At 60.7% G+C, this 26,138-nt stretch carries 33 protein-coding genes; 9 read left to right on the top strand and 24 right to left on the bottom strand.

Going from position 1 to position 26,138, the window contains the following annotated elements:
- Nucleotides 1-8 precede the first annotated feature (8 nt).
- Genes FJ248_07570 through FJ248_07560 form a run of 3 tightly spaced genes read right to left on the bottom strand, consistent with a single transcriptional unit; the run spans nucleotide 9 to nucleotide 1,614 of the window.
- Nucleotides 9-467: a hypothetical protein gene (locus FJ248_07570; protein MBM4120738.1), complete on the bottom strand. Its 459-nt coding sequence runs from the start codon at nucleotides 465-467 to the stop codon at nucleotides 9-11.
- Between the two features lie 20 nt (nucleotides 468-487).
- The gene (locus FJ248_07565; GenBank protein ID MBM4120737.1) at nucleotides 488-1,306 is read right to left on the bottom strand and encodes a hypothetical protein; all 819 of its coding nucleotides are present in this window, start codon (nucleotides 1,304-1,306) and stop codon (nucleotides 488-490) included.
- Nucleotides 1,306-1,614, bottom strand: coding sequence for a zinc ribbon domain-containing protein (locus tag FJ248_07560; GenBank protein MBM4120736.1), 309 nt, complete (start codon nucleotides 1,612-1,614; stop codon nucleotides 1,306-1,308). The genes FJ248_07565 and FJ248_07560 overlap by 1 nt, the downstream gene beginning before the upstream one ends.
- Nucleotides 1,615-2,128: 514 nt before the next feature.
- Between FJ248_07560 and FJ248_07555 the strand changes: the two genes are divergently transcribed.
- The 3 genes from FJ248_07555 to FJ248_07545 all read left to right on the top strand — a co-directional run bounded on the left by FJ248_07555 (nucleotide 2,129) and on the right by FJ248_07545 (nucleotide 3,745).
- The gene (locus FJ248_07555; GenBank protein ID MBM4120735.1) at nucleotides 2,129-2,332 is read left to right on the top strand and encodes a hypothetical protein; all 204 of its coding nucleotides are present in this window, start codon (nucleotides 2,129-2,131) and stop codon (nucleotides 2,330-2,332) included.
- Nucleotides 2,333-2,417: 85 nt separating this feature from the next.
- Nucleotides 2,418-3,269 carry a DMT family transporter gene (locus FJ248_07550; GenBank protein MBM4120734.1) on the top strand — a complete coding sequence of 284 codons (852 nt, stop codon included), beginning with the start codon at nucleotides 2,418-2,420 and terminating at the stop codon, nucleotides 3,267-3,269.
- Nucleotides 3,270-3,277: 8 nt separating this feature from the next.
- Nucleotides 3,278-3,745 (top strand): hypothetical protein, encoded by a 468-nt coding sequence (locus FJ248_07545; protein MBM4120733.1) that lies wholly within the window; start codon nucleotides 3,278-3,280, stop codon nucleotides 3,743-3,745.
- Here FJ248_07545 and FJ248_07540 read toward each other — a convergent pair.
- From FJ248_07540 to FJ248_07440, 21 genes are all read right to left on the bottom strand, one after another.
- Nucleotides 3,742-4,260, bottom strand: coding sequence for a hypothetical protein (locus tag FJ248_07540; protein ID MBM4120732.1), 519 nt, complete (start codon nucleotides 4,258-4,260; stop codon nucleotides 3,742-3,744). The two genes, FJ248_07545 and FJ248_07540, sit on opposite strands and share 4 nt — an antisense overlap.
- Nucleotides 4,260-5,054 carry a hypothetical protein gene (locus FJ248_07535; GenBank protein MBM4120731.1) on the bottom strand — a complete coding sequence of 265 codons (795 nt, stop codon included), beginning with the start codon at nucleotides 5,052-5,054 and terminating at the stop codon, nucleotides 4,260-4,262. The genes FJ248_07540 and FJ248_07535 overlap by 1 nt, the downstream gene beginning before the upstream one ends.
- Entirely contained in the window at nucleotides 5,051-5,593 is a 543-nt protein-coding gene (locus FJ248_07530; GenBank protein ID MBM4120730.1) for a DUF2878 domain-containing protein, read from the bottom strand. The genes FJ248_07535 and FJ248_07530 overlap by 4 nt, the downstream gene beginning before the upstream one ends.
- The gene (locus FJ248_07525) at nucleotides 5,575-6,867 is read right to left on the bottom strand and encodes a class I SAM-dependent methyltransferase (protein ID MBM4120729.1); all 1,293 of its coding nucleotides are present in this window, start codon (nucleotides 6,865-6,867) and stop codon (nucleotides 5,575-5,577) included. Before FJ248_07525 ends, FJ248_07530 begins: the two co-directional genes overlap by 19 nt.
- On the bottom strand, nucleotides 6,864-7,652 hold the full coding sequence (locus tag FJ248_07520; protein ID MBM4120728.1) for a DUF1365 domain-containing protein: 789 nt from the start codon (nucleotides 7,650-7,652) through the stop codon (nucleotides 6,864-6,866). The genes FJ248_07525 and FJ248_07520 overlap by 4 nt, the downstream gene beginning before the upstream one ends.
- A complete protein-coding gene (locus tag FJ248_07515; protein MBM4120727.1) occupies nucleotides 7,649-8,896 on the bottom strand; it encodes an FAD-dependent oxidoreductase in 1,248 nt (415 codons plus the stop codon). The genes FJ248_07520 and FJ248_07515 overlap by 4 nt, the downstream gene beginning before the upstream one ends.
- Nucleotides 8,893-9,663 (bottom strand): SDR family NAD(P)-dependent oxidoreductase, encoded by a 771-nt coding sequence (locus tag FJ248_07510; GenBank protein ID MBM4120726.1) that lies wholly within the window; start codon nucleotides 9,661-9,663, stop codon nucleotides 8,893-8,895. Before FJ248_07510 ends, FJ248_07515 begins: the two co-directional genes overlap by 4 nt.
- A complete protein-coding gene (locus tag FJ248_07505) occupies nucleotides 9,663-10,079 on the bottom strand; it encodes a nuclear transport factor 2 family protein (protein ID MBM4120725.1) in 417 nt (138 codons plus the stop codon). Before FJ248_07505 ends, FJ248_07510 begins: the two co-directional genes overlap by 1 nt.
- Complete coding sequence (locus tag FJ248_07500) at nucleotides 10,076-11,053, bottom strand: acyl-CoA desaturase (protein MBM4120724.1); 978 nt, start codon at nucleotides 11,051-11,053, stop codon at nucleotides 10,076-10,078. Before FJ248_07500 ends, FJ248_07505 begins: the two co-directional genes overlap by 4 nt.
- A complete protein-coding gene (locus FJ248_07495) occupies nucleotides 11,050-11,625 on the bottom strand; it encodes a hypothetical protein (protein MBM4120723.1) in 576 nt (191 codons plus the stop codon). The genes FJ248_07500 and FJ248_07495 overlap by 4 nt, the downstream gene beginning before the upstream one ends.
- Nucleotides 11,626-11,648: 23 nt before the next feature.
- Nucleotides 11,649-12,605 carry a DUF1722 domain-containing protein gene (locus FJ248_07490; protein ID MBM4120722.1) on the bottom strand — a complete coding sequence of 319 codons (957 nt, stop codon included), beginning with the start codon at nucleotides 12,603-12,605 and terminating at the stop codon, nucleotides 11,649-11,651.
- Between the two features lie 43 nt (nucleotides 12,606-12,648).
- Nucleotides 12,649-14,064, bottom strand: coding sequence for a deoxyribodipyrimidine photo-lyase (locus tag FJ248_07485; protein ID MBM4120721.1), 1,416 nt, complete (start codon nucleotides 14,062-14,064; stop codon nucleotides 12,649-12,651).
- Nucleotides 14,064-14,495 (bottom strand): hypothetical protein, encoded by a 432-nt coding sequence (locus FJ248_07480; GenBank protein MBM4120720.1) that lies wholly within the window; start codon nucleotides 14,493-14,495, stop codon nucleotides 14,064-14,066. Before FJ248_07480 ends, FJ248_07485 begins: the two co-directional genes overlap by 1 nt.
- A 270-nt stretch (nucleotides 14,496-14,765) precedes the next feature.
- Nucleotides 14,766-15,338, bottom strand: coding sequence for a hypothetical protein (locus FJ248_07475; GenBank protein MBM4120719.1), 573 nt, complete (start codon nucleotides 15,336-15,338; stop codon nucleotides 14,766-14,768).
- Between the two features lie 292 nt (nucleotides 15,339-15,630).
- Nucleotides 15,631-16,584 carry a TIGR01777 family protein gene (locus tag FJ248_07470; GenBank protein MBM4120718.1) on the bottom strand — a complete coding sequence of 318 codons (954 nt, stop codon included), beginning with the start codon at nucleotides 16,582-16,584 and terminating at the stop codon, nucleotides 15,631-15,633.
- 22 nt (nucleotides 16,585-16,606) lie between these two features.
- Nucleotides 16,607-17,410: a formylglycine-generating enzyme family protein gene (locus FJ248_07465; protein ID MBM4120717.1), complete on the bottom strand. Its 804-nt coding sequence runs from the start codon at nucleotides 17,408-17,410 to the stop codon at nucleotides 16,607-16,609.
- On the bottom strand, nucleotides 17,407-17,793 hold the full coding sequence (locus FJ248_07460; protein MBM4120716.1) for a hypothetical protein: 387 nt from the start codon (nucleotides 17,791-17,793) through the stop codon (nucleotides 17,407-17,409). The genes FJ248_07465 and FJ248_07460 overlap by 4 nt, the downstream gene beginning before the upstream one ends.
- Nucleotides 17,794-17,819: 26 nt before the next feature.
- Complete coding sequence (locus FJ248_07455) at nucleotides 17,820-18,902, bottom strand: formylglycine-generating enzyme family protein (GenBank protein ID MBM4120715.1); 1,083 nt, start codon at nucleotides 18,900-18,902, stop codon at nucleotides 17,820-17,822.
- A gap of 103 nt (nucleotides 18,903-19,005) precedes the next feature.
- Nucleotides 19,006-20,052: a formylglycine-generating enzyme family protein gene (locus FJ248_07450; protein ID MBM4120714.1), complete on the bottom strand. Its 1,047-nt coding sequence runs from the start codon at nucleotides 20,050-20,052 to the stop codon at nucleotides 19,006-19,008.
- Nucleotides 20,053-20,148: 96 nt separating this feature from the next.
- Entirely contained in the window at nucleotides 20,149-20,346 is a 198-nt protein-coding gene (locus FJ248_07445) for a BolA family transcriptional regulator (GenBank protein ID MBM4120713.1), read from the bottom strand.
- 253 nt (nucleotides 20,347-20,599) lie between these two features.
- Nucleotides 20,600-20,980, bottom strand: coding sequence for a sel1 repeat family protein (locus FJ248_07440; GenBank protein MBM4120712.1), 381 nt, complete (start codon nucleotides 20,978-20,980; stop codon nucleotides 20,600-20,602).
- Nucleotides 20,981-21,054: 74 nt separating this feature from the next.
- On the opposite strand from FJ248_07440, the gene FJ248_07435 reads away from it, so the two are divergent.
- From FJ248_07435 to FJ248_07410, 6 genes are all read left to right on the top strand, one after another.
- On the top strand, nucleotides 21,055-21,234 hold the full coding sequence (locus FJ248_07435) for a hypothetical protein (GenBank protein MBM4120711.1): 180 nt from the start codon (nucleotides 21,055-21,057) through the stop codon (nucleotides 21,232-21,234).
- A 269-nt stretch (nucleotides 21,235-21,503) separates the two neighbouring features.
- Nucleotides 21,504-21,983, top strand: a complete 480-nt coding sequence (locus FJ248_07430) for a tryptophan-rich sensory protein (protein MBM4120710.1) — start codon at nucleotides 21,504-21,506, stop codon at nucleotides 21,981-21,983.
- A 239-nt stretch (nucleotides 21,984-22,222) separates the two neighbouring features.
- Nucleotides 22,223-23,248 (top strand): uroporphyrinogen decarboxylase, encoded by a 1,026-nt coding sequence (gene hemE, locus FJ248_07425; protein ID MBM4120709.1) that lies wholly within the window; start codon nucleotides 22,223-22,225, stop codon nucleotides 23,246-23,248.
- A 113-nt stretch (nucleotides 23,249-23,361) separates the two neighbouring features.
- Nucleotides 23,362-24,306, top strand: coding sequence for a ferrochelatase (locus FJ248_07420; GenBank protein ID MBM4120708.1), 945 nt, complete (start codon nucleotides 23,362-23,364; stop codon nucleotides 24,304-24,306).
- On the top strand, nucleotides 24,284-25,786 hold the full coding sequence (hemG, locus tag FJ248_07415) for a protoporphyrinogen oxidase (protein MBM4120707.1): 1,503 nt from the start codon (nucleotides 24,284-24,286) through the stop codon (nucleotides 25,784-25,786). Before FJ248_07420 ends, hemG begins: the two co-directional genes overlap by 23 nt.
- Before the next feature lie 146 nt (nucleotides 25,787-25,932).
- The coding region (locus FJ248_07410; protein MBM4120706.1) for a hypothetical protein at nucleotides 25,933-26,138 on the top strand (206 nt) is incomplete at its 3' end.

Below are 26,138 nucleotides of genomic sequence, written 5' to 3'. Positions count from 1 at the left end.
CCAGCCGACTACTTTGCCAGAACGAGAAAACCCTTAGAGCGGGCGTTGCCGCCGCCAGCCACGACATCGATGAACGACAGTCCGGCTCTGACGTCCGGCACGGTCGCTTCGATGGTTGTCTCATTGACGAACTTGTATTCCACCTTACCGGCGCCGGCGGCGCTGAAGGCCACGCCGCGGAAGCATTCCTTGGTCCCGAAATTCTCGCCTTTGATGATGACCTTCGCGCCGGGCGGGGCTTCGTCCGGTTCGACCTTGTGAATCTTCGGTCGCTTGCTGCGGTCACAGACTGGGTCTTTTTCAATCTTCTGTTCGTCAAAACCCTTGATCGATTCTGTGCCGAACATGGTGAACCCGGCGCCTTCTTCGATCTGGCCTTCCTGTTTTTGGTCCTCGGCCGTGAGCCGGTCGAGCGGCAGCAGCAGTAGGGAGGCGATGATCGCAGCGGAAACGAATGGTCGGTTCATAAGGCCCTCCTGGGGCGGTGCTATTTCTTCTGTTCCAGGGGCGTATAGCCCTCGGTGTCCACGATCTGCTGACCCGCCGGCGAGAGCGCAAAAGTGACAAGCGCATCCACGACCGGGTTCGTCTCGTTCGTGCTCAGGAGCAGCACGGGACGGCGCAGCTTGTAGCGCCCATCCTTGACCGTCGGCTCCTCCGCCTCGACCTTGTCGATTTGCAACACGCGGATCGCCACGCCGGAGGCTACGGCTTCCAGCGCCGTGCCGAGGGATACGAAGGTGGCGGCCGACATCGGCGGTAACGTGCCCACGACGGTCTTGATCGCCTTGTCGTCGGCCTTGACTACCTGAGCGGAGTCTGGAATCTGACCTGTGATGCCGAGTTGCTGCTCAAAGGCGTCGCGGATGTTCCGATTCTTCGGACGGTCTAGCAGGAGCACGAGCGTGTCTGACCCGCCCAGCTCAGCCCATGTTTTGATTTTACCCGAGAAGAGTTGCGCGGCCTGCGCGGTGGTGATTTCCCTGGTGCTGTTGGAGATGTGCGTGACGACGGCGATGCCGTCCCAGCCGATCCGCGCGGCCCTTAGGCCTGCATCCTCTTTGCCGGCCACGACCACCTGTGCCTGGGCGCTTTTCAGGAGGTCGAGCGGTTTGGAGTTGTCGTTCCACTGGATGTCCACGTAGGCACGAGGATGAGCCTTTTCGAAGGCCCGTGCGAGCTTCTCGATCATGATGGATTCGGGACCGTTGCCGGCGATGGTGATGGAGCCCGCCACTTCGCCGAGGACCGGGCGCGGAGCAGACACGAGTACAATGGCCAGGACCGCGAGCGAGAGCAGGCGCATCAGGACGAGCTGTCGCCTCCCGAGCCGGAACCGGAGGGCGGGGTGGGCTTGGGCGGCTGCCGCTTACCCATGAGGGGCGGCAGTTTGCCGAACTTGTCCATCCGCTCGTTGAGCATGTTGTAGGCTTTCATTTCACTGAAACCGGTCTTGTGCGTACCGACAATCTTGGAAGCGAAGCCAGACAAAAGCCGTACGGCCTTCTTGGCCTTGCAGTGGGGGCAGGTGGTGTCTTCGGCGCGGGCGCTCATCGGCTGGACAAGCTCGAACTCGCCGCCGCAGCTCTCGCACCGGTACTCATACATCGGCATGGATCAATTATAGCCGAATTGTCAGGCAGATGCGACCCTTCGACACCTCGACGATTCGGGCAAGCCCTTCGGCAAACTCCGGGCAAGCAGGCTCAGAACAGGTGCTTCGTGAAGCGCGGGGAGGGATTGACCGCAGAGCGGACGGTCGAGTATTGTACGGCGTCCGTCCGCTTGAGAGACGGGTGTTGAAAGGGAGAGCCCATGCCGTTGTTGATTCGTCGGTTCAAGCTAAGCAGTGGGATGATGCAGGAAGAGCGCATTGACGACCCGGACCGGATCGAACGCTATTTCAAGCTGTTCGAGAAGGAGGACGTGAAGAAGCTTGAGACTGGGGCCAAAGTCTTTATCGAAAAAGACGAGTGGCAACTCCTGCCATAAGCCTGCGCCTCGGCGGGCGGCGAGTTTAATTTGGGTGATTTCGGGATGTGGTGATTTTGAGAAAGTTGGGCTGAACGGCACTTCGCCAGCTCGACAAATCATCAACCCAACTTTCCAAACACCCCACCGACTCTTCATGATTTACTGGCTCCACATCGCCCGCCAGAACGATCGGACCACGCTCCATAAGGATCGTTGTCCGGCCGTGCCCACCCATAATATTACGACGGATTTTTGGGAGGGCGGGTGGTTCGAATATCCAGACAAAGACCAGGCCTTGGTCGCCATGGAGCAGTCGGGCACCACCGATCATCGGCGGTGCACTCTCTGTAAACCGTAGTCCTTAATTTTTTGAATTGTGAATGTGAAATGTTGAAGTGGGGAGTTCAGTCACAATTCATCGTGCATCATTCAAAATTTGAGTGATGCCCCGTTTTGCCCTCATCCTGACCACGCTGATCTGGGGTGCGACGTTCCCTGCCACAAAAGCCGCGCTCGCGCAGATTCCGCCGTTCTCGTTCATGTGCCTGCGGTTCGGTTTGGGGACAGTCCTGGCCGTCGGTATCTTTCTGCTGATGGGCGGGCGGTTGAGGGCCGACCGCGATATTCTGCGCATGAGCGGAATCGCGACACTGTTTTTGTTCGCGGGCTACGTTACGCAGACCGTCGGCCTTCAATACACCACCGCATCCAACTCGGCCTTCATCACGGTGCTCTATGTAATTTTCGTGCCGATCTTTTTAAGGCGGTTCCAGGGACGGACCTGGTTCTCCGCCGGGTTGGCCCTGGTCGGGCTCTGGTTTCTGGTCACGCCATCGCTGGACATGAACGTTGGCGATCTCTGGACGCTGGCCTGCGCCGCCGCCTTTGGCGGACACATTGCCTGCATGGAGAGCTATTCACGCCGCGGGGAGGCGGCGCTATTTTTCCTTTGGCAGATGATTTTGGTCACGACCGTGCTGGCCCCGGCTATGCTCATCGAGAGGCCGACATCTGCGCAGCTCCAGCCAAGCGGTGTCTTATTGGTCGGATTGGCCGTGACGGGCGGGCTCGCGACACTGGCCTTTGCGATACAAGTATGGGCGCAACGGGTGCTGCCTGCGCAGCAGGTGGCGCTGGTCTTTTCGCTCGAGCCCGCCTTCGCGGCCTGGTTGTCCTGGTACTTTCTCGGCGAGCAGATGAGTGCGCAGGGCTGGATCGGCAGTGCACTCATTCTGGCTGCGGTCATTATGGGCGGGCTAGCGCCGGGCGACAGGGGCCACGGGGTAGAAGGGTAAAAGGTAAAATGGCGCAGAAATTCGGCAATAGCAGATGGGTCAGGGAGGGCTGGCTGGATAACCGCGTCGAGGGCTGCGTGGTCGGTCGCATCACCTTTGCGGTGATCGGCTCGGTGGATCTCTATCTAAAAGGAAATTTTCGTGGCGAGATCGCCGGCAAGGCGATTCGATTCAGCAATCCCCGGTTCGAAGACGACGACCTGGCCGGCCATGTGATTGGTGATATGGAATCGCCCCAGGTCGGAGAAGTCAATCTCATCTCTTTCGACCCACATCCCAACCTCACACCTCATCCCTACATCGAGTGGTTCTCGGTTCGGAAGAATCACTATCGAATCGAGCTCGAGCCGAAGGACGCCCGGATTTTGTCGGACAGCGAGGCCGCGCAACTGGACCACGAGAGCCAGACGTTGTGTGACGCGCTCAGTTCGCAGGTGCGCTCCACGCGCGACCGCTCCGACTCGGAGTATGTCTAAAGCTTGTTCGGGGTTTGTGGCGCAAACTGCTTCAGGTGCGTAGCCATCATGGTGGCCACGAGCTTCTGGTCGAAGGGCCAGGCGTAGCGGATCGTCGCGTTCGGATGAATCCGTTTCAGGTCGGCAACAATTTCCGGAATCTCGACCTCGGCGTGCGAACCGCCAGCGGTGAACATGGACGAGATCACCGTGATGTCCCTGATGCCGTCCTTGATTAAATCTTCGACGGCTTCCTCAAGCGTCGGCGCACAGAATTCGTTGTAGGCAATGGCGAGCTTGTCGGGCTTCAACAGCAAACGGAGTTGGTCAGCGAGGGATTCCAGGCCAACTTTATACGGATCGTTCTTCGGCGTGCGCGGCCAGCGTCGAATCTGCTGATCCAACTCACGCTCTTCATTCGACATGGGTATGCCGGCGGCGCGCCGCTGTGCTTCCAGTTGCTTGAGCTTCCGTACCAGCTCGTGCGGGCAGTCCTTCGGGACGCCGCCATGTCCGATCAGCACCACTGCGCGCATTAGCGTGCAATCTCCAGTTCGTCTAGCGCTGCAAAGAGATCCGGATGCCTGACAGTATACCGCAAGGCGTCGAGCAATTTTCTATTGCTGATCCGCTTGCCCGGAGTCGGATCCGCGGGCAGCGGTTTCGGCGTACCCCAGCGCGCGGCGGCTGTGTCCATGATCTCCGACCAGCGGCGCGGTGTGCCGTCACTGACATTGTAGGGCTCCCCCGGCTGTCCGCGTTCGAGCACAGTCATAATAATGGCAGCCAGATCGTCGATGTGGATCAGATTGACGAAGCGGTTTGAGTACCCAACACGGCCCTGCCGGATCCAGTCGAGCGGGTTGCGGCCTGGGCCGTAGATGCCGGCCACGCGCAGCACGATCGCCCCATACTGCTCGCGCAGCAGCTCCTCGCTTTGCACACGGGCGATGGAGCGGTCCACCGGAGCGGTTTCCTCCACAATGTCGCCGCGTATGGCCTGCGGCGAGCCGTCATACGCAGATGTGGAGCCGAGCACGACCAGTTGACGCAGGCGCGGGAGGACCTGCTTGCCGAAGGCGCAGGCGGTGTCCGGCGGCACGGGGGGAAAGGTTAGGACCGCATCGGCCTGCGCGGGAAGCGCGCGCCAGGTGCGCTCGTCATGGAAATCGAACCGGAGGCGCTGCTCGGGCGGAATGCCCGTTAAATGGTTCTCCGGGTGGCGGCTGGCGGCGAAGACAATGCGGCCCCCGGCTCGCGCCTGCCGGAACAGCACGCGGCCCGTATAGCCGGTCCCCAGAATGATCAGCGGCGGGTTGGATGAGGTCATGAAGCAGGCAACGTCTGCAGTCCCATCCTATTCTTCAGGCGCAGCAGCGCCGGCATGAGGATACCCCAGACAACGGCCAGAATCAGCAGGCTTGTGACGGAAGGGTTATAAAGATCGATAGCGCCAAGCGATGCGCCAGCATAGTAGCTGGCCGGCCCACCCAGCGCGCCGAGCAGAGCGGCCAATCTCGGCCGTTCAGTCAGCCAGTTGAGGGAGAGAGGTAATGTGCCGGCAAACATCATCCAGAGCGCAGTCAGCCACGGAGGGCAGACCCAGCCGGGCAATGGTGAAGCGTGAAAGGTAATAATGCCGAATGCGCCCAGTGTCGAATCAATCGCCAAGCCCAGGAACCCCACGACGGTGCAGAAACGCAGATAACGGGCAGGGTCCGGTAGGTGCCACAAATGTGAGGCGAGATAAATGATGCAGGCAAGCGGTCCTGCCCAGCCATGATCGGTGGCAGCCCCCAATACGCACGTGAACCAGCCGGCTTGGAAGGTAACAACATTGGCAAGATTTTTCAGCATGTCACGCGGCATGTGTTGTGGATCGGCCTGGCTAATGGCTTGGTCAGCACCAAATGCACGTCACTGATGGCCCGTTCCAGAAACCCGCCTTCGCAGTAGCAGAGATAGAACTCCCACAGGCGGATGAAGGCGTCGGAATAGCCCAGCTCGCGCAGCCGGGCTGTATTGGCGACGAGGTGCGCTCTCCAGCCCCGTAGGGTCGGCGGGTAATGAGCCCCGATGTCCTCCAGCCCGAAGAGCCGTAGCTCGGAAGCCCGCGCGATGGACTGGCACAGGGCTGTGACGGAGGGGATACAGCTGCCCGGGAAGATAAACCGCTGGATGAAATCCACGGAGCGCCTCGCGCGGTCATACTGGCGGTCATCGATTGTGATGGCCTGGATGAGCACCCGGCCGTCCGGTTTCAGTAGGTCGCTGCAGCAGGCGAAATAGGTATCGTAGTACGCGTGGCCGACCGCCTCGATCATCTCGATGGAGACAATCTTGTCAAACTGCAGGCCCAGCCCCCGTAGGTCGCGGTAGTCCCGCTGGATCACCGTAATACGGTCCGAGAGCCCCGCCTCGGCGATCCGCCGCACAGCCAGGTCGTACTGCTGCTGCGAGATGGTTGTCGTGGTCACCCGACAGCCGTAGCGGGCGGCAGCATGAATGGCGAAGCCGCCCCAGCCCGTCCCGATCTCGAGCAGATGATCTGTTGGTAAAAGATCGAGCTTACGGCAGATGAGATCGTTTTTTGCAATGGAGGCGTCGCGGAGGGGAACATCTGGCCGTTCGAAGATGGCGCAGGAATACATCATTGTGTCGTCCAGGACGAGCGAGAAGAAATCGTTGCCGAGGTCGTAATGCGCAGCGATGTTGCGCCGGCTACCCGATTTTGTGTTGCGGTTTACCCAGTGCCCCAGCTTGCGCAGGGGGGCCGTCAACCGGGCCAGACCAGTTTCCATCTCGTCCATCACGTTCCGGTTGGCCACAAAGATCCGGACGAGGGCCGTGAGGTCGTCGCAGAGCCAGAGCCCGAGCATGTAGGTCTCGCCGGCGCCGATGCTCCCGCCGAAGGCGATGTCGCCATAGCACGAGGGATCAAGGATTGTGATTGTGGCGCAGTGCGATGTACTGGCGGAGGGGGCGCCAAAGGTCAATGGCGCATCGCCCTCGATGATGGTGAGGCGTCCCTGTCGCAGGCCGCGAAGTCTGGCATGGACTGCAGCGCGCGCCAGCCGGTCGAACCAGCCCGGTGCGGCCGTTCGCGCGGACCGGGATGCCGTGGTCGTGGACGAACGGCTCATGCTTTTCCCGGCGCCGTTGCCGTGGGCGCCGCTTTCTTTTTCCAAGGATGGCCGTAGACAGGACATCGTTTGAGCCAGAGGGACAGGGCCTGCCAGTGGATGCCCGCGATGACCTGGAGGGTCATCAGGGGATACCGCAGCAGTACTCGGGCAAGGGCGACGGTGCTGAGCTCGCGGCGGGCCAGGGCCATCGTCGCGTCAAAAAACTTACCTGTCCCGTTGAGGTTGTCCATGTGCACGGCGAGCTGCGCGCGCGGCTCGATGAACCGCCAGTCATAGCGGACATCCATGTCCATAAAGGGCGAGACGTGGAACTGCTTGTCGAACCGGAAGCGCTTGTGTGTCCCGTGTCCTTCGTTGCGGGTTTGATCGAGGACGTAGCAGTGCTGCTCGCCCCAAGGCGTGTTGTGCACTTCGGCGACGATCGTATCCACCTGTTGGGCGGTTGTATCAAAGCAGTAATAGAAACTGACGGGGTTGAAGCAGTAGCCAAAGTAGCGCAGGTGGGTGAGCAGGCGGATGGGGCCGCGCGGGCGCACCCCGGTGCGTTCCTCGACCAGGTCGCGGATCGCCTGTGCGAGCGGGATGCCCGGATTGCCGTAATGGTCCTTGCGGCGAAACCAGGCCAGGTTGAACCGTCGGTCCGACCAAAACCAGTGCCGATCAAAGAGCGTCGGCAATTCGTCCAGGTCCAGATACATCATGAAGATCTTATATTGGAACGAGTGCCGCGCGGGGGCAAAGCGGCGGTGCCGGACCAGGCCTTCGTAGATGCCGCTCTTCACGAGTCCAAGCCCTTCCCGAAGTGTCCGCAGACGGCCAAGGCGCTCTTCACGCCATCCTCGTGGAAGCCATAGTTCCAATAGGCGCCGCAATAATAGGTACGCTGCACGCCGTTGATCTCCGCGTGCCGCCGTTGCGCGGCCACCGCTTCGCGCGTGTAGACCGGGTGATGGTAGGTGATCCGCTTGATGATGGCTGCCGGATCGATGGCCTCTGATCGATTCAGGGTCACGCAAAATTCGCGGGGCGCACGAAGGTTCTGCAAGGTGTTCATGTGATAGGTTACGGCGACCCGGTTAGCCAGTTTGTTGGAGAGGTGATAGTTCCAACTGGCCCAGGCCAGACGACGCTTTGGCAGCAGGGATCGGTCCATGTGCAACACTGCCTCGTTGGCCTGAAAGCGGATGGCCCCGAGAATGTCGCGCTCCGCGCCGGTTGGGTCAGCCAGCAGCGCCAGGGCCTGATCGCTGTGGGTGGCCATGATGACCTGATCGAACCGCTCCCGGCCGTCCGCCGTCCCGACGGCCACATGGTCGGGAAATCGTCGAATGGAACGGACGGGACAGCACAGGCGAATGCGCGAACGGTAAGGCCGGGTCAGTGCCTCCACGTATTGTTTGGAGCCACCCTGGACGACGCGCCATTGGGGACGGTTGTCGACGCTGAGCATGCCGTGGTTGTCAAAAAAGCGGACGAAGTAGCGGGCGGGAAAATTCCCCATTTGGACGGGATCGGTGGACCAGATGGCGGCCCCCATCGGGATGATGTAGTGCTCTCTAAATTCCGCCGAATAGCGATTGGCGGTCAGGTACTCGTGCAGGGTCGTCGTGTCGTCGCCGGCGTCGAGCAGCGCCCGCGCCTCACGGTTAAATCTCAGGATGTCGGTGATCATCCGGTAAAATGACGGGCGAAGTAGATTGCGCCGCTGCGCAAAGAGTGTATTGAGGGTCGTGCCGTTGTATTCCAGTCCGCTCGCGTCGTCTTTGACGCTAAAGCTCATGGTGCTGGGTTGGGAGGCGATACCGAGTTTGGCCAGGAGCGCGACGAAATGGGGATAGGTCCAGTCGTTGTAGACGATGAAACCGGTATCCACGGCGTAGGTCGAGCCGTCCTGCTCAACGTCAATCGTGTTGGTGTGGCCGCCGATGTAATCGTTCGCCTCAAAGACCGTGATCTCGTGCTCCTGGTGAAGCAGGTAGGCCGCAACCATTCCCGCAATGCCAGTGCCGACGACGGCAATCTTCATGCTGACTTGACCATTTTCGAGCCGACAGCCGTGTAAAGCCGGCTGGGCAGGAGGGCCAGCAGCTTAAATGCCAGGCTGAAGCGCTTGGGAAAATGAATCTCATGCGTCTGTGCGGCGATGCCGTCAGCGATATAGCGTGCGGCGAGATCCGCGCTGATGGCGAAGGGCATGGGAAAATCGTTGCGATCCGTGAGCGGGGTTTCCACAAACCCCGGGCAGATGATCGAGACTGGAATGTGGTCCTGCACGAGGTCAATGCGCAGCGATTCGAGCATGTGCTTGATGGCCGCCTTGGAAGCGCCGTAGGCCTCCGCGCGGGGCAGGCCGCCATAGGCCACAGTGCTGCTCATACCGACAAGGTGCGGATGCGCCGAACGCCGCAGCAACGGTAGAGCCGCTTCGATGCCATAGACCATGCCTAAGAAGTTGGTTTGCAGGACCCGTTCAAACATCGCGCTGTCAAAGCGGGCGACGTCCACATACTCGCAGGTGCCGGCGTTGAAGAAGGCAATATCCAGTCCGCCCACTTCCTGCTGGATCGTCTGAGCCGCGGCCAACGTGGCCTGGCGGTCGGTCACATCCAGTGACAGCGAGTGCACGCGGCCGCTGCCGGCGTCCCTCGCCAACTGCTTCAGACCGTCCTGACTGCGGGCGGACGCGATGATGATCGCCCCGCGTCGGTCCAACTCAAGTGCCACGGCGCGTCCAATGCCGCTCGAGGCGCCGGTGATCCAGATACGTCGGTCTGTGAAATAGGACCGGTTCATCAGAGGCGACCCTTGATGGCCCGTATGAGCCCGCCCACGACCGGCAACCGCTCATACAGAAACTCGCCGGCATCAAAATAGTCGCGATGGTACGTCACCTTGTCGGTAAACCGGATGTGCGAGGCCCCGGGTAGATGGATCGTCTCTCCCTTTGAAATCCTTGCATGCTCCAGGTGCATGGTCCAGGTCAGCATGGCCGTCCCGCGCTGCACGACCTGTTCCTCGAACGTGAAGGTGCAGCGGATGACGCCTTCGTATTGCCGCAAGAAGTAGGCCCGTAGGGCCGTCAGTCCCGCGATGTGGTGAAACGGATCAGCGAACACGACGTTGCTGGCATAAAGATTATCAAGTAGAGCCATATTCGCGCTGGTCAGACTGTTGAAGGTAGATTTGAACAATTCCACCTGCTGGCTCATGCAGTCACCTCCGATCCAGTTTCATCTCGTCGCACACGCGTGGGTACGGTCTTGAGGTCCCAGATCAGACCCAGCCACGACATGATCACCAGCCCATAATAGGTCAGGTCAATCTCCCACCAATAGAATCCCTGGCGAGCGGAGGCCGGATAGTGGTGGTGGTTGTTGTGCCAGCCTTCACCGAACGTGAGCAGCGCTAGCCAGGGATTGTTCCGACTGTCGTCGGGCGTCTCGTACCGCCGTGAGCCAAACCGGTGGGCCAGCGAGTTAATCGTATTCGTGCCGTGGAAGAGCGCAACCGTCGACACGAAAAAGCCCCAGATCAGCAACTGCGCGCCGCTGGTGCCCAGGTGCGGAGCGCGGATGGCCAGCCAGGCACCAAGGGCGTAAAGCCCAACTGCTAAAGCGACGGGCACTGCAACGTCGAACCGGTCCAGAAAGCGCAGCTCGGGATAGAGATCGAGGTCGGGTACTAGCCTCCGCTTCGTCACGAAATTCGGGCGCGAGGTGATCCATCCCATGTGGCTCCACAGCAGGCCGTGCTGGTGCGGCGAGTGGATGTCGGCTGCTTGGTCGGAATGGCGGTGATGGTGCCGGTGATGCGCCGCCCACCAGAGCGGACCCCGCTGAACGGCGGAAGCCCCGAGGATCGCAAAGGCAAGCTGGCACCAGCGGGAGGTTTTGAAGGCTCGGTGGGAAAAAAACCGGTGGTAAAAACCGGTGATGGCGAACATGCGGGCAGCGTAGAGCGCGGCGGCAGTTCCAACGGCCGTCCAACTCCAGCCCACCCAGATCACCCCCAGGCACATCAGGTGTAGGACGACGAAGGGAACGACGCGGCTCCAGTCCACCTGCTGGGGATCGGTCTCACGAATATCTTCTACGCCGGCCCAGGCGTCGAACCAACGCACGAGCGAGACGAGAACGTCGTGCGATTTCGGCGAGGTAGCTCGGTTTGGGGGCAATGGCATCATGGCGTCTTCAATAACTGTGATTTGAGCGACTCGCTGATCGGTTTGGGACCCAGCCAGATGGCAAAATAGGCCGCCGCAAAGTCGGCACCTTCAACCGTTCCCAGCGGCGTTCCATTCAGGGCTAATTCCGTGCCAACCCCCGGCAGGTAGGTGAGGGCATAGCGGTCGCCGGGCTTGATATCTCTGTACAGCGCGTGGAGCCGGTCGATCTTTGGGCGCAGTGCGGCGATATTGGCGGCGGGAACATTGTCCGGCAAGACTTGATCCGCGGCCGTCGTGAAGTCGCCGGCCTTGATGCTCTGGAAATAGGACAGTTCCAGCCGTTTTGGTACATCGGCCAGTACCCTATCCGCCGGGATGCCATCGCCCACATACAATGCGGTCACATACACCTTCAAGAAAAGATAGCGAGCGAGGCCAAGGTTTTTCAAGACCAGCGCCGCCGGACCGGCCTGCGTACGGTCGGCGAAATGGACGCCCTCGATCTCCGCGGCGCGGGGGAGTGCGGGAACAGCCAGCCCCGCCAGGACCAGCGCCGAGATTACCGCATATCGCGCAGGCCGATGTGCCATGGTTCCTGTCTTACCCTCGCCGTTCATACATGGTTGCGCAGCATGAGTTCCTTGGGATGGGGATTCAGATAGACCTGCTGCTGCAGGTACTCGATGCCGAACCGATTCACGTAATGCTTGATCAGCGTGATTGGCACGATCAGGGGCGTCAGTCTCCTGTGATAGTCGTCGATGACTTCCAGTAGTTCGCGCCGTTCCGCCACCTCCAGCTTGTCGGTCAAATGGCCGATGAGGTGATGCAGAACGTCAGTGTGTTTCCGGACCGTGGCCTTGACGTCCAGTGCTTTCATGAATTGCACTCCGTAACGGCAGGCTAGGTCAGTGGGAATGTACTGCTTGGCACTGGCGACCAGCCGTCCGAGCGTTTCGTAGTGCGGCCGGCTGTGCGCCAGCAAGAGATACTTGTGGGCGGTGTGAAAGGCCACAACAGCCCCACGCGTCACGCGGCTGGCTGTGAGGTCGCGCCATCGACGGTAGCAGAACATTCGTACGATGAAGTTCTCGCGCAGCACGGAATCATTGAGCCGGCCTTCCTCCTCAACCGGGATGAGCGGGAATCGTTCCATGAACGCCCGTGCGAACAGCCCAACACCGTTTCGCGCCGGTATGCCGTGCGGATCGTAGAGGCGGACCCGCTCGATCCCGCAACTCGGTGAATCTTTCTTGAACACGTAGCCGGAGAGATCTAGGGCCTCGAGGTTGTGCACGCGCTGTTCAGAAAAGCGTGTCATGGTCTGTGTGTGGTCCGTGCCGTGCTTGATCGTGATGAGGCGCGGCCCTTCTTCGTGGACGACGAGCCGCATGGCTTCGCGGGGGGTCCCCAGCCCGGCTTCGACTTCCGGACATACCGGCACCCAGTCGACAAACTGGCCGAGTACGTCAGTGAGAAACGCATCCCGCTTGTGTCCGCCATCGAAACGGACGTGGTCCCCTAAGAGACAGCGACTGATCCCAAGGCGTAGCTTTGTCTTGTCGACCATAGGGGGGCCAGCGCTGGAGACGGAATCGGGAGTCAAGGCGGGGCTACCGGTGGGTTCCAAGCAGGTATTCGTTGCGAGCGCGGGCATGATCCACAACGGGCCTGGGGTAATCGTGGTCAAGTCGGCAGTTGTACCGGTCCTGGTCGTCGGCGGACATGATCTCCGGCTGGTGGATCAGTTTGGTCGGCAGCGATCGCAACTCCGGCACGTGGGTGCGGATGTAGTCGCCATCGGGATCAAATTTTTTCGCCTGAAGCGTGGGATTGAAGATCCGGTAGCTAGGCATGGCGTCGGTGCCGGTGGAGGCACACCATTGCCAGTTGCCGTTGTTGGCCGCCAGGTCGGCGTCGAGCAAATGCTTCATGAAATACCGTTCGCCCTGCCGCCAATCGAGCCGCAGGTCTTTCACGAGAAACGACGCGACGACCATACGCACGCGGTTGTGCATCCAGCCGGTTCGGTTTAATTGCCGCATGCCGGCATCCACGAGCGGGAACCCGGTGCGGCCCTCCTGCCAGGCTTTGAGCAACCGGGCATCTTTGCGCGGCCGCGGCGCGTCCGTATTGGGGCGGAACGAACGGTTGGCCACGCGCGGGAACGACGCCACAATCTGCTGGAAAAAATCCCGCCAGACCAGTTCGTCCACCCAGGTCCTGATGCCAGTCCTCCAAGTGGCGTCGCGAGCAGCCCCTACAGCCAGCGCGGTATGTACCGCGCTCTTGGCTGAAAGCGTGCCGAACCGAAAGTGTGGCGAGAGCGTTGACGTGCCGTCCATGGCAGGACGGTTGCGCCCGATCGCATAGTCCTTGATCGGGCCGTTGAGAAACCACCTCAGCCGGCGCCGGGCCGCGGTCTCGCCGGCAGAAAAAGACGGTGGCAACAGGGCGTAGCCCAGTTCATCAGGTGTCGGCAGCTCGAGCAGGGTCTTGATGCCGGGCCGGGCCCGCCGCGCGGGTGGCGGAAGGACAGCTGGAGCCGCCGCGTGCCACTGCGCCCACCATCGTGTGCGATAGGCGCCGTAGCGCTGCAGGGGTGTACCGGCGCCGGAGAGAATCTCGCCGGCTTCGAACACGACGTGATCCTTGAAGGTGCGGGCGGGGATTCGAAAGGCTGCGAGTGCCTGAGTGACCGCCTGGTCGCGCTCGACGGCGGAGGGTTCGTAATCCCGGTTCCAGTACACGACATCAACCCGCGCATCGCGCGCCATCTTTACGACTGCCTCGACCGGATCGCCCCGTCGCCAGGTGAGCCGCAACCCGCGTGCGTCCAACTCATCACCGAGCTCCTTCAGGCACCCCAGCAAGAAATTCACGCAGGGCGCACCAAACGTCTGCGACTGCAGCAGCGGGGCGTCAAACACGAACAGCGGGAGCACCTCCTTACACTCGGCCAGGGCGGTGGTCAGCGCCGGATGGTCGTGCACGCGCAAATCCCTTCGAAACCAGACGAGACCGCGCATCAGCAGGACTTCCTGAACGGCGATAGGCGTTTATCCGAGAGGAGTGGAGGGCCGTCAAATACCGCGCGCCGCCAGACCAGATAGCCGATGAAGGCGAGCGTCGTCAGTATGAACGAGGACCGGATGACGCTAAATCCGAGCACATACTGGTTGAGACATTCGCTGGCGATGCCGAACCCGGCATAGGCCAGGCTCAGGCCCCAGGCCCAAGGCCGGAGGAACAGGAAACCGTACCCGATCAGAAAATGCACAATGGGCGACTGGAGTTTAACCAGGTAGCCGGCCGTGCCGGACAGCGAGGTGCCGAAAATTTTCAGCGCGTAGTCGGGATACCAGGCGATGATCACCATGTCCATCGTGCCGACGATCAGAAAGAGGCCTCCCAAGGTCTTGATGTCTCGTCCGGATGGCTGGTGTTGTGGGGTTGTCATGCAAAAGTCGTTTCCTGTGCGCAGACGGCTATCAGCCGGAGTGCCGGTGGCGCGGGGGGCATCATCCAGCAATACGGAAGTTGTCCCATCCAGGCGTTGGAAGAAACGTCGTTGCCGAGCATCATAAGAATAAGCAGCTCGCCCTAGCGGGGGCAGGCCCGCGCAGCGCCGGAGCACGGCGTGCCGGATTCCGGTTGCATTTCCGGTCGGTTGTCGTCCCCCGTGTCGGCCGACAGGAAAGCTCGACGAGGTGTTGCGTCAGTCCGGCGTTCACCAATTCCAACTTTCAGGTGTGCTGGTCCACCAGCGATCAGGATGGGCGGTACGCCAGGCAGCCTGCTGCTGCCACAGCCGCTCAGCCAAAGCCTTGTCCAGCTTAATAGCCATCGCCGCGCTCAAATCGGATTGCTGTCGGACGCTGGTCTGGATCATTTCCTTGGCCATGCGTGCAAGGCCGCCAGGCGGGTCTACCAAGTCCTCCGGATTCCGGAAGGCCAGATTGATATAGACGCGGTCCACAGCGCCCCATTGCTCCGTGCTCGCGAGGTACTCTAGGTAGCCGTCGATCGCCTGATAAACATAAGTTAGGTAGATGTAGCTTTCCGCGGAGGGCGACTCGTCCACGACTTTCTGCGCAGCTTCCAGCGCACGCCGATAATCGCCGGCCGACAGGAAAATTCTAGCTCGGCTCAGATAGGGGCGCACCTGTTCCGTGGAGGCTTGAGCCGGGGTGCCAATCAAGGTCCACGCGCCCGCAAGCGTTAGCAGGGCAGTCATCAGGCCCGCCACAATAACCGCCGGGCGCTGTGGCGGTCCACCGCGGTGTTTGTCCGTAGGCATCATGGACTCCTCCGTTCACTGGCAGGGTCGTGCCAGTGTAACACATGCTGCGCGTCTCAGTGATCCTCTGATATGAGCCCCCTGCGATCTTGGCAGGGGAGCCTGGCCCATCCGGCAAGGTCTGTTAAAGGGCCAGAGGGCCCCGCCGGCAGAGGCGCCCAAGGGGTGTCATGTGTTTGCCGGACGGGTGCCCTGCGCCCGGTTTTCTGTGGCTGCCGCCGATCGTCCAGTTATACCTGCAGTCGCCAGAGCCGCTGCGCCAACAATGTGTGTTGCTTCTCAACCGCTCATGGGGCTATCCCGCGGCGCGCATCGGCATCGGCTCTGGACCAGCGGCACGAACAATTTGTTCCAAGGCCTGTCTTAACGCGGGATACTGGAACACGAATCCTGTCTGCTGCGCCACCAGAGGGGCAACCCGCTGCCCCGTTGTCATGAGAGTGGACAATTCCCCCAGCACGAATCGGAGGGCAAATAGCGGCACGGGCAGCATGTTGGGTCGCTGCAATACTTGGCCGATCGTGCGACAGAATTCCGTCATGGTCACCGCGCCCGGTGAAGCAGCATTCACTGGGCCGGATATGGCAGGCGTTGTCAGTGTCCAGTGGATGAGTGCAATCAGGTCTTGCCGGTGGATCCAGGAAACCCACTGGGTGCCGGGCTGTATCGGTCCGCCAAGAAACAGGCGAAACGGCAGCAGTATGCGGGGCAGGGCGCCCCCGTCCTCGGCAAGCACCATACCGAAACGTGGAAGGACAACACGGATGCCAAAGGCGGCGGCCTGTAGGGCTTCGTATTCCCAGTCCTTTGCAAGCTCTGCTAGGAATCCCGAGCCGGCTGGAGAGCGTTCGGTCACGATCTGGTCGTCGCAGGGTCCGTAAATCCCAATCCCGGAAGCATTTACAAGGATGCCCGGTTTATTCCGGCAACGACTCATCGCTTGCACTAGCAGCCGCGTGGTGCCGATTCGGCTCGTACGCAGCGTGTGCTTTCGTGCGCTGGACCATCGCGCCTTCGCGATCGGTTCGCCGGCAAGATTTACGACAGCGTCCGCGCCTTCGAGCGCGCGTTCCCATGAGCCGGGCTGCGCACCATCCCACCCAACAGTTACGGCCGCGGAGGCTCGAGTGTGCTTGGCTTCACGAGATGGAGTCCGTGACAGGACGGTCACTTGATGGCCAGTGGTTGCCAGGGTACGACAGAGCGCACGGCCGATGAATCCTGTTCCGCCTGCGACCACGATGCGCATGGCTCCTCAGGCGCCTCCGTGACTAGCCCGGGCCACGGACGCAGCGAAAGCCGGTGCCGTGCGTCCGAAGCGCAAAGCCACCCCGGCCGCGAGAGGGCGCTGTGATATCCGCCTGTGGGCTCCGCCAGGATCCTCCACGGATGACCTTCAGGACAGCGTTTTCCGGTCCCGTGGGATTGCGGTCGGGTGCCTGCTTGTAATAGTCCTGCGCATACCAGTCCCGGATCCACTCGCGGGCGTTGCCAGCCATGTCGTGCACGCCGTACGGTGACTGGCCGCCCGGCGTTGTTCCAACGGGGCGCAAAGCCTTTCCATCGTTCCATTCCTGGTCGTAGTTCACGCGATTGCCGGTAGGAGGCTCGTTGCCCCAGGGAAAGCGGCGGCCGTCCGTACCACGGGCCGCCTTTTCCCATTCTGCCTCGGTCGGCAGCCGCTTGCCAGCCCACTGGCAGTAGTCAGCGGCGTCGTGCCAGTTCACCTGGACAACTGGCAGGTCCTCAATGCCCTTGGCGGACGTCAGCGAGCCCTCTCCGTACGGATTCGGGGGGGGGCGATGACCGGTGGCTTCGAGGAAGGCCAGAAACCTGGCGTTAGTGACTTCAACGGAGTCGATGGCAAAGGCGTCCACATGCACGGTGCGTTGCGGCCACTCGTCCGCGCGTCCCTGCCCTTCAGAGCTTCCCATGAGAAAAGGCCCGGCGGGCACAACCACCATGGACACGGCATCATGTTCCTCAGGCCCACGCGCCTCCAGAGCGGGGAGGGATATCAGGAGCGCGCCGGCTGCGATCGCGCAGCACAGTATTCTCAGCGAACACCACGTCATTTTTTCTGCTCCTGACTTGCAGTGATAGCTCGTGCGGTCAGTTTGTGAATGCGGTTCAGAATTGACTCCAAGGCGCTCTGGTCATCGACATTGGCCGCCTCGCGTGCCTTGACGAGCAAGCCGCGCGATTCGTGCAGGGCTTGCTCCACATCCGTCTGGATAGCCGGGGAGGAGAGGGTGCCTCCAAGCGCGGCCTTGTGAAAGACTTCCCAGGCATGGTCCACTTCGTGTTGGGCGTCGTGGACTTTCTGGATGGCCTCAAAATGAAGCGTCTTGTCGGGCTTGAGAACCGGGTCAGCGAATGCCGACGGTGCCAGGCAAAAAAGCCCTGCGCCAAGGCACACCACTCCCACGGCCAGTCTGTATATTGTGAGCGTGTGCACGGCGTCACTCCTAACAGCTAGGCGCCTTACTTAGATCCACTGGCGGTTTTCCTGATCTGCTCGCGGAGCTGTAGCAGGTCCTCATTCGTAGGATCCAGCTTCAGGCCTTCTGCCAAGGACTGGCCGGCGGCCGCATAGTCTTCCTTCCCCATGCTGACCAAGGTGCGCACGTGTGCCTCCCGCACCTGCTGGTCAATCTCCTGGGGCGCGTTCTGCGCGCAGCGAACTCCGAGCCCGACCCCATAGCTGTTGTTCATCTGGTCATTCCAAAAGCGATGCGTCGTGGTGACGCTGCCCTGGGGGGCAATCCAGGATCCACCGCGAATCACGCGCTTTTCGCCGGTTGCCAGGCGGTCGATATATGTCCCTGTTGCCCCAATATAGGCGCCCTTCTCCGGCCCTTTCGGATTGGCCATTGCGGTCATACTGGGCAGATAATCAGTATGATACCAGTCCGCCACCCACTCAAACACGTTACCGGCCATATGCCGGGCGCCGTAAAAACTTTCGCCTTCAGGCAGCGAGTCTACGGGCAGGGTGCTCGTGAGCTGTTTCCCGTAGTTCGCCTTCGCCGCGTCAAAAGTGTCGCCCCAAGGATACCGGTACCCTTTGGGCCCACGGGCCGCCTTTTCCCACTCGGCTTCCGTAGGCAGCCGCTTGCCTTTCCACTCACAGAAGGCCTTGGCATCGTTATAGTTCACGCCAACCACCGGCTGCTCCGGCCTGTTCAAGCGCGGGTCATCCCAATAGGCTGGGGCAGGGTGGCCCGTGGCCTTTAAGAATGCACCAAACAGGGCATTGGAGGTCTCAAACTTGTCGAAGAAATATGAATCCAGAACAACCGTGTGCGCAGGCCCCTCGTCAAAAAAGGCCTCGGCCGACCACGAGCGTTTGGTCAGCCGCTCGCGGGCGGTCATCGGCTTAGCCGCGACTGCTTTGGACGGCGGTCGGTCCATGCCCATGGTGAATGAGCCCCAGGGCACATAGACCATATCAGTAGGCACTGACACGGCAGGGCTCTCGGGCGCCTTCTGTGACGGCGAAATCAGCTGACGTTCTTGCGGTCCCGCGGCCGATGCCACGGTTGTAAGCATCAGGATTGCCCCCATCGCTCCGGTCAACGCCATTGTCCTATACGAAGCTGTACGCATGAGTGTCCCCTTAATTAATTGTGAAGGCGGGGGGGCAGCGCTCCTGCCCCACGGGATCCCGCTACTTCTTTTTGTCAGTGTTTTTCTTGATCAGTTCGCGCAAATCCTTATACTCACGGACTTTTGGATCGAGCTTAATGGCCTTGTCGATCAGCGCTGTGGCCTCCGCTTGCTTCTCTGCCCCCATGGCGATTAGCGCCTCCATGTAGGCTTCGCGGGCTTCCACCTTGGGATTCACCACCGCCTTGGAATTCACCACCGCTTTGGGATTCACCGCGGAGCCGGCATTCGTTGGCGCGCTGACTTTGTCACTAGCCGTGCGGGGGCCTTCCGAGACCGCGCAACGGAATCCAAGTCCGACGCCATAGGAGTTGTTGTCGGGCTGGTTCCAAAAGCGATGGCTGGTATGCAGTGACGTTTCCGGCGCAAGCCAGGATCCGCCGCGCAGGGCCCGGACCGGCCCCTGCTTGGCGAAATCGAGTCCGATGTCGGGTCCCGTTGGATTGAGCGCCGGGCTCTTTTTGTAGTAGTCGGGTGCGTACCAGTCTGATACCCACTCGAATACGTTGCCAGCCATGTTGTAGACGCCAAATCCGCTGGCGCCTTCGGGGTGGGCATCAACCGGTGACGTTTTCCCAATCCGTTGGCCGTAGTTTACCTTTTTCGCATCGAACGAGTGCCCCCACGGATAATGGTAGTCGCCCTTGGGGCCCTTGGCAACGTGTTCCCACTCGGCTTCCGTTGGCAGGCGCAGGCCATTGGACTCGCAATAGGCTTTGGCGTCGTACCAGTTCACGCCGACCACTGGCTGTTCCGGCTTGTTGAGGCGAGGATCATCCCAGTAGGCTGGAGCCGGATGGTTCTTGGCCTTCATGAACTCCCCGTATTGCTTGTTGGATACCTCGAATTTGTCGATCTTATAGGCGTCCAGCACAACCTGATGGGGCGGTTCATCCGCATGATCGAGGCTGCCCATCGTGAATTCCCCACTTGGGATGAGTACCATCTGCCGGTTCCCGGATCCTGTCTGGGCGTACCCGGGCGGGTAGCCTCCAAACGTCACCAGCATGGTCGCCAATGCTGCCATGATGATAGGTGTCTGCTTCATGCGCGCGTCCCCCTTAGTTAAATGCACCCGCTGTGATCGGCGGGGTTGGTTGTGAAATTAGTCAATGCTGCCTTGTTTCCGTTGCGTCACGGTACACTATGTCGGCCGCCTGGCATCGGGCGGCGTAGGCCAAAGCCCGTCGAGCAGGATGACAGCACCGAGCACGTCGCTGCCCCGCATGCCCAGTTGGCTCTTGCCCTTGAACTGGTCGGAGACGACCTTGCGGTTGAAATGATCGTGCGTGCCGGTGCGGTCCGTGACGGCTACGACCGCATCGGGCAGAGTTTGCCGCATGCAGCTGGTGAGAACTTCGCTCGTGATCACTGGGACTGGCCTTAGCTCCCCTAATCGGAAGAATATCGCAGCTGCGCGCGATTCCGCAACTGGGTGCTACGCCTCTCCCCGGCGATCGTAGAGAAGGGTGACATCCAAATTCGAGGGCCGAGTGTAGATCATACTGTCCAATGTGTCAATGATGACCCTCTGAATAACGAGATGAAATAGTAACGGTTTTAGTCAGAAGGGCGCTTAAAAAGTTCTCAGTAAGTCACCTCTTCTTCAGTCGTGCGTACGCCTCGCACCCTGCCTCGTCCTTCATACCGCACGCTTTTCCGTAATAGTTGAGGGCCTCGGGGGTGCTTTGTTTCACGCCTTCGCCGTGCTCATACGCCACACCCAGATTGGAACACCCTTCCGCATATCCCCCGTCACACGCTTTACGAAAGAACGCTGCTGCTTGAGTAAAGTCTTGTGTGACGCCTTCGCCGTGTTCATACCTCTCACCAAGAACCGCACACGCTAACCCTTCACCTTTGTCGCATTGCGCTCTGTATGTTTTGACTTGCTGAGACTCGTCTGCCAACGCGAGACGAGGAAGCGCACCCGCAGTGACTAGAGTGCTCACGAGAAGCAGGCAGCCAAGATTCATAGATAAACCTCCGAGACGAGACTAGGAGAGCACGAGCAGGGGCAAGTATACAAGAAGCTAAGCAGTCTGTCCTAATGCCTTATACAACGCGCCGCAAGATCGCGCCGCTAACTGAAGAAGAAAAGCGGTTGGACTACATCAACAACGGCGTCGCCCGTTTAGCGATTCAAAATCTGAGGCGAGCGAAGGAATTCTTGAAAACCGTAGCCAGCGCGGTGGCGCGAGGCGAGTTTCCAGGATCTCAGGAGGGGTGAAACTTGACAGAGCACCGAAATTTGATAATTATCAATTTATCGGAGAGCGCCGAGGACGAGTCAGACGCCAGGAGTAAGAGCGGACCTTATGAGTTATTACAGAACGATTTAGAACGCGTACTAGAGCGTTCTAGAACAAAAATGTGGACGAAGGGCTGGCATTTGAGTTGAAATGCGGTGCGAAGAGAGCAACAGGTAGCAGTATAATCGCGTTATAGCAGAATAATACCAATAAATATCAACACGTTAGAAGGCATTTCAGGAAACTTATGTTGTCTCCATCGATTCCAGAAGTCGCAGGATTGGTCCTCTTCCTGTTGGCCTGCTACGGTGTCGCGTGGTTTGGCGCCCGCTTCAGACCCGATGCGTGGTATGGCCGACTTGCCAAGCCGGCATGGACGCCGCCAAACTGGATTTTTGCCCCCGTGTGGAGTGTCCTTTATACCGCGATGGCGGTGGCGGGCTGGTTGGTCTGGCGGGAGGCAGGAGTCGCAGGGGCGCTGGGGCCGCTGGGCTTGTTCGCACTACAGCTGGCACTCAACGGAATCTGGACCTGGCTGTTCTTCGGCCTGCACAGGCCGGATTGGGCGCTCGCGGACATCGTCGCACTATGGGTGGCTATTGTGGTGACGGTGGTGTCCTTTTGGACCGTGTCGCCCCAGGCCGGCGCGCTGCTGCTGCCATATCTTGTCTGGGTCACCTTCGCGGGGCTGCTCAATGTCGAGATTTGGCGGTTGAACAGAGGCTAACTGGCGTCACCGCCCGGCTGGCGTGCCCTTGGGCGCGAGAGGAATGGTGAGGGTTGGGTCCGGAGATGTGGCTGCGTCGGTGCGTTCCGGTTTCACGGGCGGCCACTGCCGCGGCGTCACAATCTCCAGGTGCGCTACGATCACGGCATGCTTGTCCAGCGATCTCAGATCAAGCGCGTGGTGTGCCCCCTCGGCTTGCAGTAGATATTCCCGCAGGACCCCGCTAATATGCCGACGCTATGAATGATCGGTTTCTCAAAGCCTGCCGTCGCGAGCCGGTGGACTGCACGCCGGTGTGGTTCATGCGGCAGGCCGGCCGCTACATGCAGGAATATCAGGCGATTCGAGCCAGGCACTCGATTCTCGAGGTATGCAAGACACCCGAACTAGCCGCGCAGGTCACGCTGCAACCGATCGACCGGTTTCCGCTCGACGCCGCCATCATTTTTGCCGACATCCTGCTGCCGCTGGAGCCGATGGGCCTTGCGCTGAGCTTCGAGGAAGGCGAGGGACCGGTCATTGCCAATCCGGTTCGCGACCGTGCCGCGGTGGAACGGTTGAAGCATATTGATGGCGATGAGCTGCGCTATGTTGAGGAGGCGATCATTCAGGCCCAGCAGATGCTGGGGGGAAAGGTCCCGCTGATCGGGTTTGCGGGAGCGCCCTTTACGCTGGCGAGTTACGCGATCGAAGGCGGCAGCTCGCGAAACTTTATCACGACCAAGCAGTTCATGTATCGCGAGCCGGAGGCCTGGCACAAGCTGATGGACAAGCTGGCCCGTGTGATCACGGGGTATCTGCGCCGGCAGATTCGCGCCGGCGCACAGGCCGTACAGCTCTTCGACAGCTGGGTCGGCTGCCTCTCGCCCGGCGACTATGCCGAATATGTGCTGCCGCACGTCCAGCTAATTTTCGAGGGGTTAAAACGCGAGAACGTGCCGACGATCCATTTCGGTACCGGCACAGCGGCTCTGTTGAAATTACAGCGGCAGGCCGGGGGCACCGTGATCGGCGTGGACTGGCGTATCAACCTAGATGAGGCCTGGGCCAGGGTCGGCCCTGATGTCGCGGTACAGGGCAATCTCGATCCGGTCGTGCTGTTTGCGCCGTTGCATGAAATCGAGCGGCGCGTGGAGGACATTCTCACACGCGCGGGCAATCGCCACGGCCACATTTTCAATCTCGGCCACGGCATTCTCCAGCACACGCCCGTCGAGCATGTGGCTGCTGCCGCCGAGTACGTCCACAAACTAAGCCAACGCTAACGCGCAGGCGAGAGGCGTTACGGAATAAGCCAGGGGCAAATTCATGAGGGAGCGTTCACGCCAACCGCCCTTAGCTTCGTGCCGACGCGAACAACTGGGAAGGAGTGAGCACCATGTCTGGACCGCAGCAACCGATCGCAATTCTCCTGATGGCTGTGGGCGGGCCAGACAAGCTCGATGACGTCGAGCCCTATCTACTGGACGTGCGCGGCGGCCGGCCCACGCCGAAAGAGCTTGTCGAGGAAATCAAGGAACGCTATCGCGCAACTGGCGGGAAGACGCCCGTGCTCGCGATCATGCGCGAGGTGGCCGCGAAACTCACTCAGCAACTCAACGGGCTAGGCGGCGCGCGGTACCGCGTTCACATCGGCTTCCGGCACTGGCATCCCTATATCAAGGACGTCTACGCGGAACTGGCCAACGAACGGCCCGAGCAGTTGATTGGCATCTGCATGGCGCCGCAATATTCCTCCATGAGCATCGGCGCCTATATCAAAAATGTCGAGGAGGCCAAAGCGGCGGTCGGGGCAGAGTTTCCTGTCAGTTTTGTGCAGAGCTGGCATGACCATCCGAAGTTGATCCAGGCAATTGCCGCTAACATTACGGAGGCGTTGCAGAAGTTTCCGGCCGACGTCCGGGGCCGCGTGCCGATTTTCTTCACGGCGCACAGTCTCCCGGAGCGTGTTCTCCAAATGAAGGATCCCTATCCCGACCACGTCAAGGCCACAATGGACGCGGTCTGCAAGCAGCTTGGCCAAGTGAGGGCGCGGTTTGCCTATCAGAGCCAGGGACGCTCCAGCGAAAAATGGCTGGGGCCAACGATGGAGGAGACGCTCGATGCGCTGGCCGCGGAAGGCCACAAGCATGTGCTCATGGCGCCGATCGGATTTATTTCCGACCATGTGGAAGTGCTCTACGATATTGATATTGAACTCAAGGAGCGCGCGACTAAGCTGGGCATACACCTTGAGCGGATCGCGATGCTCAACGCAACGCCGCCATTGATTAATATCCTGGCCTCTCTGATCGAACAGCATCAGTCCCCGCCGGCCCGCTAGGCGCGTTGTGTCGTCTTCCCCCTCCAAACATGTTGTGATTGTTGGCGGCGGCATCGCGGGGCTCTCGGCCGCCTATGCCCTCTACGAGCAGGCGGCAACGGCCGGCGTGGCTGCGACCTGCACGCTCATCGAAGCGGGTCGCGAGTGGGGCGGTAAAATTGTCACGCATCGGGTGGGTGATCTGCTCATCGAAGCGGGCCCCGATTCCTTTCTCTCTCAAAAACCGGCGGGCATCGAGCTCTGCACAAAGCTCGGCCTGGCCGACCGGCTGATCAATACCGACGAACGGAACAAAAAGACTTTTGTCTACTCGCGCGGAAAGCTCCGCGAGCTGCCGGAGGGGCTGGTCGTGATCGTGCCGACCAAGCTGGGGCCGTTTTTCAAGAGCGGGCTCGTTTCATGGCCGGGCATCGCACGCATGGGGTTGGATTTGGTCCTGCCGGCGCGCCGTTCTGACGAAGACGAATCACTCGCGCAGTTTTTCAGTCGGCGTCTTGGGCGTGAAGCCTTCACGCGCGTAGTGGAGCCCTTGATGGCTGGCATCTATGCGGGCGATGCGACACAGATTAGTATGAAGGCCACGTTCCCGCGTTTTCTCGAACTGGAACGAACACACGGCAGTCTGATCCGCGGCATGCTGGCAAGCCGTCCAGCCTCACCTACATTAGGCCGGTCCGCCGGCGGAGCGGGCGGGCGCACCATGTTCGTCACGCTGAAAAACGGACTGGCGGAACTGACGCAGGCGCTGGTGGCCAAGGTAATGGCCTCGGGTGCGAAACTCATGACGCAGCAGTCGGTCGCGGCGCTGCGCGTGCGCCAGGCAAGCACGAACCGGTCGAGCGAATGGGCGTATGATCTCACGCTGGGCAACGGCTCCGTCGTGTCGGCGGACGCGGTGGTGCTGGCCACGCCGGCCTTCGTGGCGGCCGAGTTAATTCGGCCGCTGAGCCCGATCGCATCAGAGCTGCTGGGCGCGATCCCCTACGCGTCCACCGCGACCATCTCGCTGGCCTATCCTGCCGCCGCGCTCGGCGCCGCCGTGAGCGGATTCGGCTTTGTCGTGCCGCGGGCGGAAGGTCGGCCGTTGCTGGCAGCGACCTGGACGTCGCTGAAATGGCCGCACCGGGCGCCGCAGACGCAGGCGCTGGTGCGGTGCTATCTGGGCGGCATCGGGCGTGAAGCCGTCTTGCAACAGGACGAGTCGATGCTCACAAAGCTAGTGCGCGAGGAGTTGCGGACGATCGCCGGCATCACGGCCGAGCCCTCCTATGTCAACGTGAACCGGTGGGATCGCGCGATGCCGCAATATACGCTCGGCCATCTCGATCGCTTGGACACGATGCAGCGATCGCTGGACCGCTATCCGAGCCTCGTCCTGGCCGGCGCAGCGTATCGGGGGATCGGCATTCCCGATTGCATCAAGGACGGCACGGAGGCGGCAGGTAAACTGGTCGGGCTGTTTGCCGGCCGGCGGGGCTGATAAGGGATGAGCGAGGGGGCAGAAAATGAACCACGAGCCGTTCGTAATTGAAAATTAAATCGGGACCATCGATACTTACGACGTACAGGTTCGATTCATTGCTCGCGAATGCCGCCTCATTGATAGCGGTGGATCAATAGCGCAACATGACCAATCCCGTTACTATCTTAAATGTGAGTGGCCCGTATCGCGAGCCGCGCGAACCGGCCTTTTCCTACGACTACGCCATCCAGCGGGGTACGTGGCCAACGCCGCATGCGGTGCGGGTGAAGGTGGCGGTGGTTGAGGAATTAGACTATTTGAAGTACACCGTGCTTGCATTGCAGGGCGGTAGCCCCGGACAGCAGCTCTC

It is taken from the genome of Nitrospira sp., assembly GCA_016873435.1.
Classification (GTDB): Bacteria; Nitrospirota; Nitrospiria; order Nitrospirales; family Nitrospiraceae; genus VGXF01.
The sequence above is the reverse complement of the archived record's forward strand: the minus strand, read 5'-3'. Positions and strand labels throughout refer to the sequence as shown.